This window comes from Flavobacterium sp. LM4, assembly GCF_002017935.1.
GTDB classification, from domain to species: Bacteria; Bacteroidota; Bacteroidia; order Flavobacteriales; family Flavobacteriaceae; genus Flavobacterium; species Flavobacterium chungangense.
The window spans coordinates 307,305-327,655 of the sequence record NZ_MUFW01000004.1; the positions used below are offsets into that span (position 1 = coordinate 307,305).

General features: G+C 34.3%; 17 protein-coding genes. 8 read left to right on the plus strand and 9 right to left on the minus strand.

Annotation, left to right across the window (positions count from 1 at the left end; all coding sequences use genetic code 11):
- Nucleotides 1–172 precede the first annotated feature (172 nt).
- The 5 genes from BXU10_RS21155 (at nt 173) to BXU10_RS21175 (ending at nt 7,804) form a co-directional block, all read left to right on the plus strand.
- Complete coding sequence (locus BXU10_RS21155) at nt 173–1,930, plus strand: DUF4157 domain-containing protein (RefSeq protein ID WP_078229476.1); 1,758 nt, start codon at nt 173–175, stop codon at nt 1,928–1,930.
- Between the two features lie 598 nt (nt 1,931–2,528).
- Nucleotides 2,529–4,037: an ankyrin repeat domain-containing protein gene (locus BXU10_RS21160; RefSeq protein WP_078229477.1), complete on the plus strand. Its 1,509-nt coding sequence runs from the start codon at nt 2,529–2,531 to the stop codon at nt 4,035–4,037.
- A 52-nt stretch (nt 4,038–4,089) separates the two neighbouring features.
- Entirely contained in the window at nt 4,090–4,575 is a 486-nt protein-coding gene (locus BXU10_RS21165) for a DUF2271 domain-containing protein (RefSeq protein ID WP_078229478.1), read from the plus strand.
- A 27-nt stretch (nt 4,576–4,602) separates the two neighbouring features.
- Entirely contained in the window at nt 4,603–6,786 is a 2,184-nt protein-coding gene (locus BXU10_RS21170) for a PepSY domain-containing protein (protein WP_078229479.1), read from the plus strand.
- Between the two features lie 13 nt (nt 6,787–6,799).
- The gene (locus tag BXU10_RS21175; protein WP_078229480.1) at nt 6,800–7,804 is read left to right on the plus strand and encodes an FAD:protein FMN transferase; all 1,005 of its coding nucleotides are present in this window, start codon (nt 6,800–6,802) and stop codon (nt 7,802–7,804) included.
- A 39-nt stretch (nt 7,805–7,843) separates the two neighbouring features.
- On the opposite strand, the gene BXU10_RS21180 is transcribed toward BXU10_RS21175, so the two are convergent.
- Complete coding sequence (locus BXU10_RS21180; RefSeq protein ID WP_078229481.1) at nt 7,844–8,875, minus strand: LacI family DNA-binding transcriptional regulator; 1,032 nt, start codon at nt 8,873–8,875, stop codon at nt 7,844–7,846.
- Nucleotides 8,876–9,036: 161 nt separating this feature from the next.
- On the opposite strand from BXU10_RS21180, the gene BXU10_RS21185 reads away from it, so the two are divergent.
- Complete coding sequence (locus BXU10_RS21185; RefSeq protein ID WP_078229482.1) at nt 9,037–9,858, plus strand: polysaccharide deacetylase family protein; 822 nt, start codon at nt 9,037–9,039, stop codon at nt 9,856–9,858.
- Nucleotides 9,859–9,909: 51 nt separating this feature from the next.
- On the opposite strand, the gene BXU10_RS21190 is transcribed toward BXU10_RS21185, so the two are convergent.
- A complete protein-coding gene (locus BXU10_RS21190) occupies nt 9,910–10,398 on the minus strand; it encodes a TlpA disulfide reductase family protein (protein WP_078229483.1) in 489 nt (162 codons plus the stop codon).
- Between the two features lie 282 nt (nt 10,399–10,680).
- Between BXU10_RS21190 and BXU10_RS21195 the strand changes: the two genes are divergently transcribed.
- Nucleotides 10,681–11,133, plus strand: a complete 453-nt coding sequence (locus BXU10_RS21195; RefSeq protein WP_078229484.1) for a hypothetical protein — start codon at nt 10,681–10,683, stop codon at nt 11,131–11,133.
- A 4-nt stretch (nt 11,134–11,137) separates the two neighbouring features.
- Nucleotides 11,138–11,443 (plus strand): hypothetical protein, encoded by a 306-nt coding sequence (locus BXU10_RS21200; protein ID WP_078229485.1) that lies wholly within the window; start codon nt 11,138–11,140, stop codon nt 11,441–11,443.
- A gap of 53 nt (nt 11,444–11,496) precedes the next feature.
- Here the strand turns inward: BXU10_RS21200 and BXU10_RS21205 are convergent, their stop codons facing one another.
- The 7 genes from BXU10_RS21205 to bglX form a co-directional block, all read right to left on the minus strand.
- Nucleotides 11,497–12,000 carry a hypothetical protein gene (locus BXU10_RS21205; RefSeq protein WP_078229486.1) on the minus strand — a complete coding sequence of 168 codons (504 nt, stop codon included), beginning with the start codon at nt 11,998–12,000 and terminating at the stop codon, nt 11,497–11,499.
- 160 nt (nt 12,001–12,160) lie between these two features.
- On the minus strand, nt 12,161–12,514 hold the full coding sequence (locus BXU10_RS21210) for a hypothetical protein (protein WP_078229487.1): 354 nt from the start codon (nt 12,512–12,514) through the stop codon (nt 12,161–12,163).
- A gap of 129 nt (nt 12,515–12,643) precedes the next feature.
- A complete protein-coding gene (locus BXU10_RS21215) occupies nt 12,644–13,372 on the minus strand; it encodes an SH3 domain-containing protein (protein WP_078229488.1) in 729 nt (242 codons plus the stop codon).
- 163 nt (nt 13,373–13,535) lie between these two features.
- A complete protein-coding gene (locus BXU10_RS21220; protein ID WP_078229489.1) occupies nt 13,536–14,213 on the minus strand; it encodes a hypothetical protein in 678 nt (225 codons plus the stop codon).
- Between the two features lie 83 nt (nt 14,214–14,296).
- Nucleotides 14,297–15,685, minus strand: coding sequence for a M20/M25/M40 family metallo-hydrolase (locus tag BXU10_RS21225; RefSeq protein WP_078229503.1), 1,389 nt, complete (start codon nt 15,683–15,685; stop codon nt 14,297–14,299).
- A gap of 167 nt (nt 15,686–15,852) precedes the next feature.
- Nucleotides 15,853–17,772 (minus strand): discoidin domain-containing protein, encoded by a 1,920-nt coding sequence (locus BXU10_RS21230; RefSeq protein ID WP_223255520.1) that lies wholly within the window; start codon nt 17,770–17,772, stop codon nt 15,853–15,855.
- A gap of 198 nt (nt 17,773–17,970) precedes the next feature.
- Nucleotides 17,971–20,271 (minus strand): beta-glucosidase BglX, encoded by a 2,301-nt coding sequence (gene bglX / locus BXU10_RS21235; RefSeq protein WP_078229490.1) that lies wholly within the window; start codon nt 20,269–20,271, stop codon nt 17,971–17,973.
- Nucleotides 20,272–20,351 lie beyond the last annotated feature (80 nt).

Sequence of the window (20,351 nt, forward strand, 5' to 3'; positions counted from 1 at the left end):
AAATGGTATTCCATATCGAAAGATTATCCGAAAATAAAACCTTTACAAATACTTCCAATAGTGGCTGTCGCACTATTTTGCAGACGAAGAAAAACCTAAAAAATAATGATTTTCAAAAAGATCCAGATTACTGAAGCTCAGATAGCGGGATAATTACCTAATCTTATAACTTATGAAACATTTATATAAAAAAAACGATACAGAGTTGCAGTCCTCTGCGGCCAATTTGAATAATAAAACCATTCAGAATAAAGCAAAGACGTTACAGGATAATCGTTCTACATCTATTATACAAAAAAAAGGAAATAATACAGGTTTACCTGATAACTTAAAATCAGGAATAGAAAATCTTTCAGGTCATTCGATGGATGATGTAAAAGTTCATTATAACTCTGAAAAACCTGCTCAATTAAACGCTCATGCTTATGCACAAGGAACTGATATTCATATTGGTTCCGGTCAGGAAAAACATTTACCACATGAAGCCTGGCATGTTATACAGCAAAAACAGGGACGGGTAAAACCTACTTTGCAAATGAAAGGAAAAGTGAATGTAAATGATGATAAAGGATTAGAAAATGAGGCAGATGTTATGGGTTCAATAGCTTTACAAAACAAACAAAATAACGATGAAGAACATAAAAATGGATTTGCAAACAATACACACAAAACTATTACGCAAAAAAAATCGCAAGAGATAACTAAAAATAATCAACAAAATCAAAAGTTTGACCCGATACGAAATGTAAATAATAATTACATAGGAGTCATTCAAATGAATAAAAGCCAAAAAAAACGTGCTGCAAAAAAACGTGCTGCAAAAAAACGTGCTATTCGTGAATATCAAGAAAGACAAGATCGTTTGGCTAGTGAAAAGGCTAAAAGTGAGCAACAAAAAAAACAAGATCGTTTGGCTAGCGAAAAGGTTAAAAGTGAACAACAAGAAAACAGAAAACAAGCTATTTATAAATTTCCTACTGCAAGCCAATCAGAACGCGATCAAATTCTTCGGGAACATTACAAAATTGAGCCTAACTTAACGCAGCAAGAAGAAATCAATAGCCGTCGTTTTCAGGCAACTGAGTTTGGCTTTAACAAAACAAAAAAGAATTTACCCGGATCAAATTTAAAAATGGGGAAATGGCATGGAGGTAAAGAAGAAATTATTGGAGGGCATCATAAACTACCTAAACGAACTTTAGGATTTCTTTATTCCAAAATGACCGAACCGCAAAAAAAAATCATGCGAGAAAAATTACATCTTAATCCTTTAGCAGGACATAAAGCCTTAGCGAAGCTCCGCTCTAATATTATACCACGAGGAGAAAAAGAAGTTGCACCTGAAATGCGTGAGGATGACGCTGATCATGAAGGAGATGTAGATGAGGCCAATATTTTAGATAAAGTAAATGCAGAAGGTGTTGATACAGTTACTGATGAGTCTGGATCTATGACTCCTAGAAGTAGAACCTATGTGAGCCTTGCTGCTCATGCAAAGCAAATTCAAGAAAGACTACAAAATCTTCAAGAAGAAAATATGAGCGATGAAGAGGCAAGGAAAACTATAAGTCATCTTCGCAGAGCAGAAGTCCTACATCACAAGATGGAAGGAAGTCTGGGAGCTGCAGATTATGGTAAAAAATTCTGGCAAAAAACAAGAAGCGGTAAATATGTGAAGGGACGTGCTATTACCCGAAATCCAAAGATTCATCAAAGTGATGAAGATAATTTTGATAAAGCGAACGAAGACCGTAAAGAAGCTGAAAAAGAAGCTGCCGACAGATCAGCTCAAGAAAAGAGAGAAGCCGAAGAAAGAATAGCTCAAGAAGAAAGGCTGGCTAAAGAAAAGATTGAAAAAGAGAAAAAAGATAAAGAATTTGATGCTAGACACGCAGGTCATTATATGGGGAAATCTGCAAGATTATGGTAGAAATTATTTATAATACGTTTGTTAAAATATATATCTTGATACAAAATCACTCTAAATTGTTTTCTTATAATTTTAAATAAATTATTTTTTGAAAAAGTGTTTGATATTATATTTAATATGTTCTGCCAAATTTTTTGAATAATTATAATTTTAGCTAGTTAGCTGCATAAACAATATTCAATGATTTATACCTAACCCGTTGGTTGTAATTAGTTTTTGATGATAATTTTTCGTCAGTTTGAGTGATTTTGGATAGAAAAATTGTATCGATAACAGAAAAATTATCATTGCAGATGGTTCACAATACGTTTTTTTGTTGCGTTTCTATGCATTAAAAAACACTCGAACTGACGTATTAAATAATTACACCCAACAGGTTTATACCCACTTAAAAAGTGCTTATTTAAAATTTCGATACTCAATTTTAAGACTAAATAAACATTGGTATTTTATTATTTATTTCTATATTTGCTTTTATTTTTATTTATTCTAAATAATAAATTACTCAAAATAAAAGTTCAGCAAATTTTAAACCTTTTGAGCATAAAAGTATCTAAACACTACCCGATGTTTTATGCCTAAAAATTATCTACTATTTATGAAAAAATACCTTTTTGTTTCTATTGCTTTAGCCGCATCATTTTTTGCAGCTGCACAGCAAAAAAATACACTGTTAGACCAATCTTTCTGGAAAACAAATCCTGATGTAAACGCCGTTAAAGCTGAAATTGCCAAGGGAAATAATCCTGCCGAATCAAATGCAAATGCTTTTGACCCTACTGTTTTAGCCATTAATAATGACGCTCCTGTCGCAACTATTAAGTTTTTACTGGATCAGCCGGGAAATCCGTTAACTAAACCGACTCACGATAACAGAATTTATTTGCACTGGGCAGCGTATAAAGGAAATACTGAATTAGTAGATTACTTAATTGCAAAAGGCTCTGATGTAAATCTTGAAGACAGCCACGGAACAACTCCGGTTGATTTTGCAGCTTCAAGTGGTCAGTCAAATCCTGCTTTGTATGATGCTTTTTTTAAAGCCGGGGTTGATCCTAAGAAAAAATACCAAAATGGTGCTAACTTATTACTATTAGCCATTTCATCTGACAAAGAATTAAAAGCTGCCGAATATTTTGCTACAAAAGGAATGTCTTTAAAAGATGTTGATAGCGAAGGTAACACCGCTTTTACATACGCCGCAAGATCCGGAAATATTCCGCTTTTGAAAAAACTTCTTGAAAAAGGAGCTAAACCAAACGATAATGCACTTTTTACTGCTGCACAGGGAAGCCGCAGAGAAAGTAATACAATCGAAACCTACAAATATTTGGTTGAAGATGTAAAAATTAAACCAACTGCACTAAATAAATCCGGACAAAATGTACTGCATCTTTTGGCAGGGAAACCAAACCAGATTGAAATCATCAACTATTTCATAAGCAAAGGAGTTGATCCTAATAAAGCAGATAAGGAAGGAACTACTCCCTTAATGGTTGCTGCTTCTGCCAGAGAAACTTCTGTATTAGAACTTTTGCTTCCTACAACAAAAAACATAAACCTTCAAAATTTAAAAGGCGAATCTGCTTTGACAAATGCGGTAAAATATGGAACTCCGGAGGCTGTAAGTTTACTTTTAGCTAAGGGCGCGGATGCAAATGTAAAAGACAAAGACGGTAACAATTCAGGTGTTTATCTGGTACAGTCATACCGCCCACAAATGATGGGACGCGGTCCTGAAGGTGCTAATGCAAAACAAGACCCTTTTGCTGCCAAAATAAAATTATTACAGGATAAAGGACTAAACCTCGCTGCTCCTCAAAAAGACGGAAATACATTATATCATCTAGCAATCGTCAAAAATGATTTAACCTTGTTGAAAAAAATTGCTGATTTAAACATCGATATCAATGCCAAAAACAAAGACGGATTAACAGCTCTGCACAAAGCTGCAATGATATCCAAAGATGATGTTATCCTGAAATACCTTTTATCTATTGGTGCTAAAAAAGAAATTACCACCGAATTTGATGAAAGCCCTTACGCATTAGCAAAAGAAAACGAGTCACTTACAAAAAGTAATATTTCTGTTGAGTTTTTAAAATAAATACTAAAAACTACCAATTTTTAAATTCGAATAAATAATAAATTAATTTCAAATGAAATCTATAATTAAAACTGCTCTTACGGGCGCTCTTATATGCTTTGTTTCTTTTAATATAAACGCACAGTCGTCAAAATATAAATGTATGCTCCAAATGTCAAATTACATGGGAGAAGGCGCCTATATAGTCGTATCACTAATTAATGCTAAAGGAGATTACGAAAAAACGCTTTATGTGATGGGAGATGACAAAAAATGGTACAAATCATTGAAGGAATGGAACAAGTTTCATACAGCTCAAAAAACAGACGATATCAGCGCCAAAACCGGAGCATCGGTTACAGGCGGAGACCGCAGTGTCACTACTATAGAAATTGAAAATTCTAAAATAAACAAAGGATACAAATTACGATTTGAATCGGCAGTTGAAGACCAGAAATATTACGTAAACGATCTTGAAATTCCACTTACAACTGAAGGTCTCGCTGAAAAAACAGAAGGTAAAGGTTATATCAGATACGTAAGACTGAACAAAATTTAATACGATTATATTTCTAGAATACACGCAATGACTCTTTCTTTCTGGCGTTACGCACACCTGGCTTTGGCCCTATTTTCCTCTGTATTTCTAATTTTGGCTTCGGTAACCGGAATCATTCTGGCGATCGATGCGGCGCAGGAAAAAACATTGCCTTACAAAGCAGCGAATTTTGACCAGTTAACTTTAGGCGAAACACTGCCAGTATTAAAAAAAGGATATCCTGAAATTACAGAATTGAGTATCGATTACAACCAGTTTGTAACATTGCAGGCAATCGATGAGGATGGAAATGACATCAACGCCTATATCGATCCCAAAACCGGTAAGACATTAGGCACTCCTTTAAAAAAAAACGAATTTATTCAATGGGTTACAGGTTTTCATCGCTCTTTATTTCTTCATGAAACCGGCAGATTTTTTGTTGGTGTAATCTCTTTTTGTTTATTACTAATATCAATTTCGGGTTTCGTGCTTGTTTTAAAAAGACAGCACGGCATCCGAAATTTCTTTTCTAAAGTAATCAAAGAATATTTTGCCCAGTACTACCATGTTGTTTTGGGGAGACTGACTTTGATTCCGATTTTTATTATTGCACTTACCGGAATGTATCTTTCTCTGGAAAGATTCAACTTTTTTATGGGCAATGAAAAAGTCAAACCTGTAAATACCGAACTCTCTTCGGAAGCCAAAAAAACTTCAATCTTTAAAAATACACTTTTATCAGACGTAAAAAAAATAGAATTTCCTTTTACGGATGACCCTGAAGAATATTACATTATCGAATTAAAAGATCGTGAAATTGAAGTAAATCAGGTTAGCGGTGCAGTTATTTCTGAAAAACGGGTTCCTGTAACAGTTCATTTAGCCTCGTTCAGCCTTGATCTTCATACCGGAAGAATCAATGCAGTATGGGCTATCATTCTGGCTATTGCCTGCATCAATATTCTTTTCTTTGTTTATTCAGGATTTGCGATTACCTTAAAACGAAGATCTGGCTTAATAAAAAATAAATTCAAAGCGAATGAGAGCAGCATCATTCTATTAGTAGGTTCTGAAAACGGGAGCTCTTTCAGGTTTGCCAATGCTATTTTGAAGCAACTTACAGATCAGGGACACAAAGCTTTTATAACCGAACTAAACCGTTTTTCTGTTTATCCAAAGGCAGAACATATCATTATCTTTTCTTCTACGCATGGTTTAGGAGATCCGCCTTCAAACGGAACTCAATTTAAATCTCTTTTGCACAAGCAGAACCAAAAACAGAAAATCAATTTTTCCGTAATCGGTTTTGGGTCAAAATCATATCCTGATTTTTGCAAGTTTGCAGTAGAAGCCGATCAGCTTCTGGAAACCCAAAACTGGACAGAACGTTTTCTTGAATTGCAGACGGTTAATGACAAATCGGCTATTGAGTTTGTAAACTGGGTGAAATTATGGAGCGAAAAAACCGGAATTCCTTTAGCTACAACACCTTCCTTATATAACCATGTTCCAAAAGGACTTCAAAAACTAATGGTTTTAGACAAAACAAAGGTTACTGAAACCGAACACACTTTCATATTAACCTTACGGGTCAATATGCGTGCAAAATTCAGTTCGGGAGATTTGCTCGCCATTTATCCTGCAAACGATTCACGCGAACGCCTCTACTCTATTGGAAATCATTCCGGAAACATACAATTAGTTGTAAAACTACATCCAAACGGACTGGGTTCCGAATTCTTAAATAACCTTGAAGCAGGAAATACCATTAAAGCCCGAATCATACATAATAATGTTTTTCATTTTCCTGCCAAAGCTCCCAAAGTTGCCCTGATTTCAAACGGAACAGGAATTGCCCCTTTTCTTGGAATGATTGAGCAAAACAGAAAAAAAACAGAAACTCATTTGTATTGTGGTTTCAGAATGGAAACCGAAACCGTTTTAGGTTATAAAAAGTTCTCAGACGAAATGACTCAGAAACAAAAACTTGCAGGTTTTCATCTGGCTCTTTCCCGGGAAGCAGAACATATTTACGTGATGGATTTGATAAAACGTGATGCTTCCTTTTTTGTTAATTTATTACAACAAGGCGGCGTTATCATGATTTGTGGTTCGCTGGCAATGCAAAATGATGTAGAAGTAATTTTAAACGAATTATGCCTGGAAAGAAACATCAAAAACCTTTATGATTATAAGAAAAACGGACAATTATTAACTGACTGTTATTAATATTTTTATACCAATGAAGTTATCTCATTATAAAATTGTACTTGCTTTTGTAATTTTATGGAACATCTCCGGGTATTCTCAGCTATTGCGCAAAAGAACTACTTTGCTAATGGGCGGACGTTTTGATATTAGTATTGTTGCCAATGATTCTATTACAGCAGAACAAAATATAAATGAAGTAATTGCAGAAATTAGCCGGATTGAAAACCTGATTTCAGACTGGAAACCGGATTCGCAGGTTTCTGAAGTAAATCAAAATGCTGGAATCAAACCCATAAAAGTGGATAGGGAAGTTTTTGAACTGACGCAAAGAGCTATTCGATTTTCTGAAATTACCAATGGTGGTTTTGACATTAGTTTTGCTGCCTTAGACCGTGTTTGGAAATTTGACGGCTCCATGACCGAAATGCCTTCGGCGGAAGCCATAAAAAAATCGGTAGCCAAAGTCGGTTATAAAAATATCATTTTAGATAGTGTAAACTCAACCATTTTTCTGAAATTAAAAGGAATGAAAATTGGCTTTGGCGCTCTGGGAGAAGGATACGCAACGGATAAATGCCGAAGCATGATGCTCGCAAAAGGCATAAAAGCCGGAATCATAAACGGATCGGGCGATATGAGCACTTGGGGAAAACAGCCCAACGGACAAGACTGGAAAATCGGAATTACGAATCCCTTTAAACCTGAAAAATTGTTAGCGGTTGTTCCTTTGAATGAGGGTGCTGTAACCACATCAGGCAATTATGAAAAATATGTTGTTTTTAACGGAAAACGATATTCACATATTATAAACCCAGCAACCGGTTATCCGGCAACTGGTTTGTGCAGTGTTACTATTTTTGGCCCCAATGCCGAAACTGCAAACGGATTAAGCACTTCAATAATGGTTTTAGGCAAAGATGATGGTTTGCTTTTACTTCAAAAATTCCCGGATTACAGTTGTGTAATGATTGCGGATAATGGAAAAGTAATTAAATCTAAAAACTTTAAAATTTCTAAATTTAATCCTAAGCTATAATTCTACTGTCAGGCTGAGCGGAGTCGAAGCCCTTACAACTTATTTTCTGTTCGAAGACTCGCGTGCCAAAACCTCCGTATTTAAAAAAGTGATTTCTTTAACCTCATCACTATTAGAAGATTTTAGGTTTTTAATAATAATTTCGGCAGCGGCCTTACCCATTTTTTCTGCAGGATGTGTTATGGTTGACAAATTTGGATCAATAATTTGCGAAATTGGATCATTATTAAAGCCAATAACAGCAACATCCTCCGGAACTTTAATTCCTCTTTTTTTAGCCGTCTGAACAGCACTTACAGCAATAATATCTCCAGCTGCAAAAATACCATCGGGAATTGGATTCAAATCAAATAATTTATTGCTTGCCTTTACTCCGTCTTCATATGTAACTGACTTTAAATTGACTATCAGTTCCTCGTCCATAGGTAAATTATGATCTCTTAAAGCTTCGATATAACCTCTTCTCCTTTCATTATATAAATTACCAAATTCTGATCCAGCGGTCAAATGTGCAATTCTGGTACAGCCCTGATCGATAAGATGTTTCGTTGCTTTATAACCTGCTGAATAATTATCAATTATGACTCTGAATGTATTGAAATCTTTAGGAACCCTGTCGACAAAAACAAGGGGAATATTATTGTTTGAAAATTGCAAAAAGTGTGATGTATCCCTGGTTTCCATAGCTAGCGAACAAATAACACCGCTAACACGATTGCTGTATAAAGATTTGGCCATATTTACTTCCTCTTCAGAAGAGTCATGCGACTGCATAATGATAACCGTATAACCGGATTTTTGGGCGGCAATTTCAATTCCGCTGATTAATGATGACAGGAAGGGCTGGGTAACTGTCGGAATCAAAACGCCTATGGTTTTGGTTTTATTTCCTCTTAGACTTGCTGCTAAAGTATTAGGCACAAAACCCATTTCTTCGGCAGTTTTTTTAACCTTTTTTATTGTTTTATCACTAATCGTGTGATGGTCTTTTAAAGCCCTGGAAATAGTTGATGTTGCTAAATTTAACTTTTCAGCTATATCGTATATCGTTACATGTTTATTTTCTTCCATAAAATAAATAATAAATAAGTGTAAATATAGCTATTTTCTATCTGATGCAATCTTCTAAAAACTGAAGAAATAAAACAATACCATTTGTCATTTTGCCTGAATATTTTTTCATATATTTCTGGTCAGAATAATTGAAACCCTCTAAATAAAAACTAACTAACATGACCACTTTTCCTGATAAACTATTAAACCAGAATCTCAAAAACATAATAGCTGCCGTAATTGTTTATCTGTTTTCTGCTGCCGTTTTTGCCCAGACACAAAACACAAACTGGAATGGTAAAAAATGTGCTGTTGTACTGACATATGATGACGCCTTAAATATTCATCTTGACAAAGTCATCCCAATGCTTAACTCGTATCAGTTTAAAGGAACTTTTTATTTGATAGGCTCTTCCCCTGTTGTTTCCCAGAGAATTGAAGCATGGAGAACCGCAGCAAAACAAGGACATGAACTTGGTAATCATACATTAAACCATCCGTGTGACGGAAATTTACCCGGAAGAGAATTTGTAACAGCTGAAGCTGATTTATCCAAATATAGGGTTGCAAGGGCAGTTAATGAAACCAGAATTACAAATACTTTACTAAAAGCTATTGACGGCAAAAACGAACGTACTTTTGCCTATCCTTGCGGAGATTTGACCATTAATGATACATTGTATTATAATTTTTTAAAAAATGATTTTGTTGCTGCACGGGGAGTTGCAGCCGGTTATTTAAACAAGAAAGAAGTTGATCTTTCTAATGTAAATTCCTTTGTTCAAAACGGAAGCACAGCCGAACAAATGATAGCTCAGGTTGAAGAAGCTGAAAAAAAGGGCTCTTTTATTGTTTTTCTGTTTCACGGTGTAGGCGGCGAACATTCTCTGAATATCGATTTGGAAGAACACCGAAAATTACTGGAATATTTAAAGAAAAGAAAAAAAGATATTTGGGTTGCGACAATGGTTGATGTGGCGAAATGTATTAAAGTAAATTAAAATTTTGCAGATCAATTTGAATTAATTGATCTGCAAAATTGCACAAAATAACTATTTCGTCAATAGTTCTTTTACCAGTTCATTTAACTTGTTGCCATGAATATTTTTTGCCAGAATAATTCCATTTTTGTCCAGTAAAACATTAAATGGCAACGCTTGTACCATATAATCAGTTGCTGCTGCAGAACTCCAGTATTTTAAATCACTTACTTGTGTCCATGGAAGTTTGAGTTTTGTTATTACTCCTGTCCAGGAAGGTTTTTTAGTATCTAATGAAACCCCATAAATATCTAATTTTCCGGGATATGTGTTATATAGCTTCAATAATTCAGGCTGTTCTTTAATGCATGGACCACACCATGATGCCCAAAAGTCAACTAATACAATTCCTCCTCTTAAAGATGAAAGTGCTACTTTTTCACCTTTTGTATCCGGAAGATCAATTTCTGGTGCTATATCCCCTACTTCAAGACCTACAACCTGCGCTTTAACTCCAATTACAGAAAAAAACAACAATACTGCAACAAATAATTTCTTCATATTTTAATTCTCAATTAACTTACTAATCTTAATTTATATTTCAGACAAATATAAATAACAACACTTAAACTTTTAAATAAAAATTAAGCATTATTCTATTGAAAAAAATAACTGCAATTTTATTTGGCAGCTATTTATTTTATTATTTACTTTGCAATTCAAAGTACTTTAAAAATAATAACGAAAGATAAAATACATATTTAGATTGTTATTTAAAAATTACATTATTTTTTTATTTGATTAAATGCTTTGAATTTCAAAGAACTTTATAAAGCATGTATTATGAAAGACCACATTATTGAAAAATTGTATGAATACACAAAAAAGCCTTATCAAAAATATTTTAAAAGAAATACCCCTTGGGAAATTGACAAAGCAACACTATTAAATTATCCCGAAGGCACTTTAGGAAACGGTTTAGGAAAATTTCTTTCAAAACATCATTTTGATATGCAGCCCAAATTAGAAGATCATGACATTATTCATGTTTTAACCAATACCGGAATTTCAGTTATTGATGAGATCGGGATGCAGTATTATCTTTTAGGAAACGGAAAGAGAAGTATTTATTTGTTTTTGGTAATCTTTTCAGGTACTCCCTTCTACCCTAAACAGATTCGGTATTTTATTGAACAATACAAAAGAGGCAAAAAAGCACATTCTTTTTATTATCTGAATTTTTCAAATATGCTTTTTGTACCAGTTAAAACGATTCAACACATTTTTAATATTTAATCTTATGCAAACTACACATCAAAAACTTTCAGAAGAAACCCAAACTATTGAATTAGTGATTGGAACTTTTATAATCAGTACTATCTTATTTGTCTTTTATATGTTTACCAGACAAAACGCTAATGTTCTGTTATTTGCTTTTCCTTTTGCCGTTTCAGTTTTATTTTTAAACGCAATCATGCTCTTTAATCTGACAGGCCGTTTTGTAAAATTATATAAGGAACGAAAAGATATAGCTGTTAAGATTTTACTGCTGCTCAGTAATATTCCTATTGGGTTATTATATTATGTGATTTCGATGAAATCATAATTATTTGAAATAAAAAAAGGGTATGAATTCACAAAGCTTTAGACTGTAGCAACTTAGTCATAAAGCTCTTCACCTTCTTTTATTGATTTATCAAACCTGAAGTCTATTAAAGTTCCTTTTTGAGTTTTTCTATTTCCAATGATTTTTACTATTTTATTATTAGATAAGTTAATAACTCTAATTCCAACTTCATATTTTTTTCCATTGGCAAAATAAGTATCATAAATTACATACTTAGTTTTTTCAATTATAAATGCAACATAGTTCAGATCAATCCCTTCGTTTTCAACCCCTCCACCTCTAAGCCAATAAGAATATTCAAATTTGTTCCAACTCGATTTATCTTTATTTTTTGGGAATTCTAATTCAATGTTTTCCTTTGTTCCAAATCGATAGACAATATACTTTCCCGTTTTATCACTACAAAGAGTCATTACCTTTCCATTGTTTGTTTGAAAAGAATAAATTATTTTTTCATTGTTTAATACATATTTCTGTCCAAATAAGTAGCAGTTTGAAAAAAAAAGAAAAGCGATTATGATGGCTAATTGTTTCATTAGATTATTCGCGTTACAAACGCTTTATTTAGTTAAAAAAGTAAATAGGTACTCGTTGCAAACGAGTACCAGATAGAGAGATATAGTGCTTAAGATTTTGCTGTTGCTCAGTAATATTCCTATTGCGGTTTTGTATCATGTTATTGCGATGAAATTGTGATTATTGAAATCTAAAACTCATCTCATTATTGGAGAAGAAAAGCGGGACTAAAATCTTTGTTACTTCTCCATCTTTCGAGAGCAATGTCCAATCCAAACTGTTAATAATAGATAGATGTTTAAATTCTTCTATATCTATGAATTCTCCATATGCTATATCGTCACACAATACTTTCTCGGAAGATTCAATTGAAAATTTTATGTACTCTCTCAATTCTTTTTCTTTTTCAATTGTATCTGTATTCAGTTTTATCTGTCCAGATGTACTTGGGAAATCCATACTCTCGATTAAAAAAGTGCCAATTAATTTGTCCTTGTATAAAAGATTGAATTCTTGTCTAATTTTTTCAGGCATTTTTTATGTGATTTTTGGATGAGAATTGGTCAACGTTTTGGAATTTTGTGTTCGGGCCAAGAAACATTTTGCTATCAATAAATTTGAATAGAAGTATAAATATCTTTTCATTTTGCAAAACTTTGTTTATTAGCAACCCCTCGTATACCTCCAAAGGTTAGGTTCTCCATTATCATCAATAACTTTTAACCAACCTTCTGTTATATATTCTAAATTTTGTTTTTCAGTTAACTCTGTGTTGCAGGGATGTTCTTTATATTTTATGGCTTTAACTTTACACCATTGCCCAAAAGTTTCTGTTGTAAGTTTGATTTCAAATAAATCTCCTCTGACAGAACCAATTATTTCACTATTTGAGTTTGGTTCTTTTCGTAACCTCAACCCCGGCTCATTGGCATAATAACCCGATGCATTTTTGCTTTGCTTAATCAAATAATCAAACCAACTTATAACCTTAAAGCCTTGCTTTCTAATTTCAGCAACATTGAGCCAATAGTTTTTTGATGTGTCAAGAACTTTTACAAATCCTTGGATTGAATCAGTATAATTTATCGCATAAATTTCATAACCAATTTCTATATAATTCTCAATTTGTACTTTTTGGTTACCTGTTACAAAATAGATTTTATATGGAACTTGATCGTCTTTTTTCATGTCACCAATTCTTTTTAGCGTTCCAATAATTTTACCGTTTGGATTGTCATAAACTGAAAATCCTTGTTCTGGCGAAAGAATACAACAATATTTTTCGGAAGTTTTCAAACTGTCAATAGCAGGAACAATAATGCCTCGTTTAACATTCTGTCCAAAAACTAATAATGGAAACAAAAATAGTAGTTCAAAAATTATTTTTTTCATTTGCGTTTTTATCCTGTTTCACAAAATCCTGCAAAATCACCGCTAATGTGGTTACAATTAAATTAACCACTATTTTCGGATTTGCAAAAATCATCCCAAATACAAAACCAACTTTCGATTAAGCCAATTACTCAAATCCTTTGGAGTAAGGTTAGGGCAATTTTTATATATTTAAATCAGCTTTAATATTAGAATGTTCATTAATCCAATTTTCAATAATATCTAAACATATAATATAATTTTCAATATAGCTTTTTAAAGTAATTGTATTTGAGGATTCTATATACCATAAGGTCTCTAAATTAATTGGCAATTCATCATTAAAAAATAATCTAATTACTTCAAAATCCGGAATATGATTTATAGAATGATTATTTCGCATATATAAAAATTTTAAACTTTCTCCAATTTTTTTTGGTAAAAATGGATTAGTAATATATAAACTAATTTTTTCATATAGACGTTTGTGATAGTTTTCATTGAAGCTAATTATCTTGTCTAAATGCTCAGAGTTGAATTTCTTTTTTAACGAAACTCGTTCTATTTCAAATCCTATATTATATTCATAATCCGTATTAATATATTTCGCGTAAAAAGTAAAAGATTTTAAATCAACTAATAAATTAAGTACAACTTCTAATTTCCTTTGAAAAACGACTTTTCTGTAATCAAATCTATCATACAATAAAATTGCTAAAATTAGAGTAAAAAAGGAACATGAGGTAACAGTTATATCCTTTACAGTTGTTGAAGTAAATTCACTTTCTTTTATAAGGAAAATAATTATCGTTAAAAATAATATAGATAATATAAGTATTAGATATGAAAACTTTTTTGCCATTTATTTTAGATTAAAATTTCATTAAACTCTTGATTCTTTGGAAAAATCTCCCTAACTAATCGCTTGTAGGTTTTACCATAAAATCAATTAGCTCCCGAAAGTATAATCCCTCCCTGATCAATCAAATAAAGCAAAGTAGTCATAGTCGCTGCACCCAATTCCAGTTCTCTTTTATTGATGGCATCAAACTTATCATTTGCAGCATGATGGTAATCAAAATAACGCTGTGAGTCCGGTTTTAAACCTGCTTTAACGATCGCTTTAGAGGTTAAATGACCAATATCTGAACCTGCATGACCAATCGTAAAACTATGTACCAGATATGGCTCGAAAAAGTCTTTGAATCCCTGAATTTTCTTCAAATTAGCATCGTCTGCTTCAATTGAGAATCCTCTTGGTGTGAATCCGCCAGAATCGCTTTCTAAAGCAAAAATATGGTTTTCGTTCTTTTGCTTTGAAACTTCTTCGTATTTGGCTCCGCCTTTTCCTCCGTTTTCTTCGTTCATAAATAATACGACACGAATCGTATTTTTAGGCTTATAATTGAAACTTTTAAGAATACGAACCACTTCCATACTTTGCACTACCCCTGCTCCATCATCGTGAGAGCCGTCTGCCAAATCCCAGGAATCCAAATGACCGCCCACAACCATAATGTTTTCTGGTGTTACCGTTCCTGTCAATTCTCCGATTACGTTGTACGAAAGAACATCCGGCAAAGTCTCGCAGGACTGTTTAAAATAAAATTTTAAAGCTGGATTATTTTTTAAAGTTGCGCTTAATAATTCGGCACCGTTTGTACTGATTGCTGCTGTCGGAATATATTGCTCTTTTGGCAAATCGCCATAACTCTGCGCTCCTGTATGTGGAAAATCATCTAAACGTAGGTTCATTGAACGAACAATAGTTCCTACGGCTCCCAATTTAGCCGCTTCTTTGGCTCCGGCAAATCGCTGATCGACACAGGCTCCATATGATTTAAAAGTTTCAATATTTTCAGGATTCATTGGTCTGTTAAAAAACACAATTTTTCCTTTTACTTTATCGCCTAACGTTTTTAATTCTTCAATACCCTGTACTTCTATTACTTCAGCAGTTAATCCTGTTTTTGGTGTGGCAACAGAGCCTCCCAAAGCACAAATTGGCACTACGGTTTTTACTTTTCCGTCTAAGATAAATGCTGTTTCTTTTTCGCCACGTACCCAATGCGGCACCATTACTTCCTGCAGATAGACTTTGTCAAGTCCTAAACTCTCTAATTGGGACTTGGTGTAATTAACCGCCAATTGTGCATTTTGAGAACCTGATAAACGAGCCCCAATATCGTTGGACAAATACTCTAACCATGTATAACATTTGGAATCGGTTAAGGCTTTTTTATAAAATAATTTAATATTTTTTTCATCATTTGATTGTGCAAAAGCCATCAAACCGCTTAAAATCAAAACAGGCAGAAGAGTTGTTTTTTTCATCATTTTTATATGTGTTTTGGGTGTTTTTGTGTTGGTTAGTTCTTTCACAAAGAAACAAAAATTCTCCAAATCTGTCAGATTTTTTCTTCAGCCTTTTCATAAAAAAGCTCTGATTTACAAATTCTTCAATTTGCAGTCAGAGCTTTTATAAATTCTTTAAATAAAAATTATTTTACTTCGATAATCTTATTTTTTATACCGATTCCATTTTCATTAAAGGCTTCGATTGTAAAGTAATATTTTGTGCCTTTATCGAGACCTCTAAAATCATATGTGTTGTCTCCGTAAACCATAATGCTGTTGTATAATTTATCCGGAGTAATTCCGTAATAAATGTTGTATCCGCCTGCATCATTTTGTTTTTTCCACGAAATTATGGCATTTCTTGAATCGGTTTTATTTCTGTTTACTTTAAAAGAGGCAACTGCTTTTGGTTTTGCTGCTAATCCATCACCAAAAACCCTGAAATCTGAAATTGCAAATAATCCGGAAGCGTTATGAATGTTTTCCATTTTAATATAACGCGCTTTAATCGATTTTGTGAGTTCTAGGTAATCGTGAGGCACATCTTTATCATTTTTGGATTTGTCTACAACCAATATCCAGTTTACAGCATCATCAGACATGAAAATTTTGTACTGGTAATACATATCCATTGCTTTATTGAACTGTGTTGCTTTATGATCTGCGTAATTAATCTGCAACGCCTTTATTTCCATAGGTCTTCCCAAATCCATTTGAAGCCATTCACCCGCATTATTGGTTTTAGCCGACCAATATGTCTGAATATTTTCATCCGTCAAATTTTCAGCTCCGTAGCAGAATTTCTCATACACTTTTTTTCCGCCGTTATCCATTCGGTGTGTTTCGACTTCCATACATTCTTCCGAAGAAGAAACAGTTACAGGCTTTTTATACGAAAGTAACATCCATCCTGATGAAGCGCCTTTTGTCTGATCGCGTTCACCGGTTGGAAGCACGATTGGAAAATCACCGTATGAAGTAATAGAATACATAACATCATCCTTATCAAATCCGGCAGGAAACATATCGATACGACGCTCAAAACGGTCTTTAATAGAGATTTTGCAGGTTCCGGTATTCCAGTAATTTCCGTAATTGTCTTCAAAAGTATTTCCGTGTCCGGCTCCAATTACAAATCCGCCCGGTTTATACGACATTGGATTGTGTTTTTGATACGTAAAAGGCCCTAACGGATGATCACCTACGTGAACACCATTGGCATAGCCTTTAAACTCGGTTGCCGGTGCACCGTACTGCATATAATATTTACCGTTATGTTTGGTCATCCAGGTACCTTCAATAAAATTCCCCCAGGGCGCAGGTTCCATATCATTATTTGGTCCAAAACGCTCCCAGCCATGAGCAGAAGGATTTAAAATCGCTACTTCTTTGATTTGTCCGTAAGGTTTTTGAATATCTTCAACCTCTGTCGCTTTGTACAATGTAGCATAATCAGCCTGATTGCCTTTTGGAAGCCATGTTTTATAGTCAACCTCAACACCTACAAGAGGCAGTTTTCCGCTTGAACCGTAATACATATATACTTTTTTGTCATCGTCCTGAAAAATAGCAGGATCCCACGTAGGCAGCATTGCTTTATCAACATGACGGGTCCATCTGCCTGATTTCGGGTCGGCTGTTTTCCAGATGGGATGATCCCTTTTCCAGGTGGAGCCTACATAAAATAAAGTGTCATTTACGACCCAGGCTGCAGGAGCGCACTGATCATCATCGCCAGGCTGTCTTTGGAAACTTCCGTAAACAAAATTCCAATCGGACATATCTTTACTCCAAAAGAAACCCGCCTGATTTGTGGCAAATAAATAATAATCTCCTTTATACGTAATAATTACCGGATCAGCACTTGAACGGCGTGACTCCGGAATTCCGTTGTGATTGTGTGTGGTATAATTGTAACCAATATTAATTGGATTACAATAGGTTGTTGCAGGTCTGGCAGGATCAAACCATGCTGTTTTACCAAGTTTATTCTGTGCTGATGTCTTAAAATTAAAACCAATCAGCAACAGTAAAAATAGAATTGAATAAATTATTTTCATCATTTTGTATTTTATAAACATACGAATGCAATTAAAAAATTACAATCTTGTCTTTTCATATAAATCTCAGATTTTAAGGAAACAATGTGTTGAGATTCCTACGGAATGACAGACTGTGCGCTTAAATCTTAACCTGTTTGCGATTTAAAAAAAAGCCCTTCGTATAACCAGTACGAAGGGCAATTAATAATAACAAACCAATTATTTAGTTAACTCAAAACTAACTTTCTTATCGGCAGCCGAATTTCCTCCTACGAAAATTTCAAACTGTCCGGGCTCTGCTACGAATTGTAAATCAGAGTTATAAAATTTTAAATCTTCAACAGTGATATCAAAACTTACTGTTTGTTTTTCTCCTTTTTTAAGGGCTATTTTTTGGAAACCTTTTAGTTCTCTAACCGGTCTTGTTACTGAACCCACTAAATCTCTGATGTATAGCTGAACGGTTTCTTTCCCATCAAAATTTCCGGTGTTAGTTACCTCAACCGTAACTTTTAATTTTGCGGTTGAATTCATTTTATCAGCAGAAATTTTCAGGTTTGAATAATCGAAAGTGGTGTAACTTAAACCAAATCCGAATGGAAATAACGGCTCGTTTCTTTCGTCAAGATAGTTTGATCTGAACTTTTCGAACTTTCCTTCTGTATTCGAAAGAGGTCTTCCTGTATTTTTGTGCGCGTAATAAATCGGCACCTGACCAACACTTCTTGGGAAAGTAGTAGTTAATTTCCCGGAAGGGTTAACGTCTCCAAATAAAACATCCGCAATAGCGTGACCTGCTTCACTTCCTGCAAACCAAACGTTTAAAATGGCGGGAACCGTTGCGTTTTCATCATTTAACACCAAAGGGCGTCCGTCAAATAAAACCAATACGACAGGTTTTCCTGTTTTTAGCAAAGCATTCAGTAAATCTTTTTGAGCCTGCGGAATTTCTAAATTGGTACGGCTGCTGGATTCTCCGCTCATTTCGGCAGATTCTCCTAAGGCAGCCACAATTACATCTGATTGTTCAGCGACTTTTAAAGCTTCTGCAATTAATTCTTCTTTAGGACGAGCATCACGATTTAAGGTTTTACCAAACATAGTGGCATTGGTTTCAAAAGTTTCATCGTAATCTAAATTGCTTCCTTTTGCGTAAAGTACTTTTACAGATTTTCCACCTACATCCTGAATCCCCTGCAGTAATGAGATACATTTTTCGCCAATAGTGGCGACACTCCAGGTCCCTGACATATTGTTTCTGGCATCTGCCAATGGTCCGATAAGGGCAATAGTTCCCGATTTTTTAAGAGGCAATACCTGATTTTGATTTTTTAACAATACCAATGATTGTGCCGCTATATCACGTGCTTCTTTTCTGCTAGATGGTGTAAAAATCTCCGTTTTTGCTCTTTTTTCGTCACAATACTTATACGGATCCTGAAATAATCCTAAATCGTATTTTGCTTCTAAAATCAATTTAACCGCATGATCAATCTGCTCAATTGTTACTTTTTTCTCGTCTAAAGATTTTTTCAAAGTTCCTAAGAAACCTTCTCCAACCATATCCATTTCAACTCCGGCGTTTAATGATAAAGCCGAAACTGTTTGTAAATCTCCCATTCCATGTTCAATCATTTCCGGAATTCCTGTAAAATCAGTAACTACAAAACCTTTAAAACCCCATTGTTTTCTTAGAACATCGGTCATTAGCCATTTGTTTCCCGTTGCTGGGATTCCGTCAATTTCGTTGAAAGAAGCCATAACCGAACCTACACCCGCATCAACAGCCGCTTTGTAAGGAGGAAAATAATCGTTAAACATTCGGATGTGACTCATGTCTACTGTATTGTAATCACGACCAGCTTCCGGAGCTCCGTATAAGGCAAAATGTTTAACACAAGCTAAAATGGAATTGTTTTTAGAAAGATCGTGCTGTTGGTACCCGTTCACCATTGCTTTTGCAATCTGGCTTCCTAAATACGGATCTTCTCCTGAACCTTCGGAAATCCTTCCCCAACGAGGATCCCGCGAAATGTCTACCATAGGAGAAAATGTCCAGTTGATGCCATCAGCACTTGCTTCCTGTGCAGCAATCTGAGCACTTCTTTCAATTAGATTCATATCCCAGGTACAGGATAATCCAAGCGGAATTGGAAATGTGGTTTCGTAACCGTGAATCACGTCCATACCAAAAAGCAGCGGAATTTTTAAACGGCTTTTTTCAACCGAAATTTTCTGCACTTCTTTTATTTTTTGAACCGATTTAATATTGAACAATCCGCCTACTTTACCTTCAGCGATATTTTTTGCAACGTTCGAACTGTTTGCCTGACCTGTCGTAATATCTCCCGATGTTGGTAAATTTAGCTGACCTAATTTCTCATCTAAAGTCATTTTTGACATTAACTCTGCCACAAACTCCGACTTTGGTTTAATTTTTACAGCATTTTTAGTATTCTTTTTTTGGGCGTAACCCAAAACAGCGCATCCTAAAAAAAGTAAAACTAATTTATTTTTCATATATAAATATTTATTGATTTTTATATAATCGCCATTGTGTATTCCTATTTTGGTTCGGAACAATGGCGATTTTTCATTCT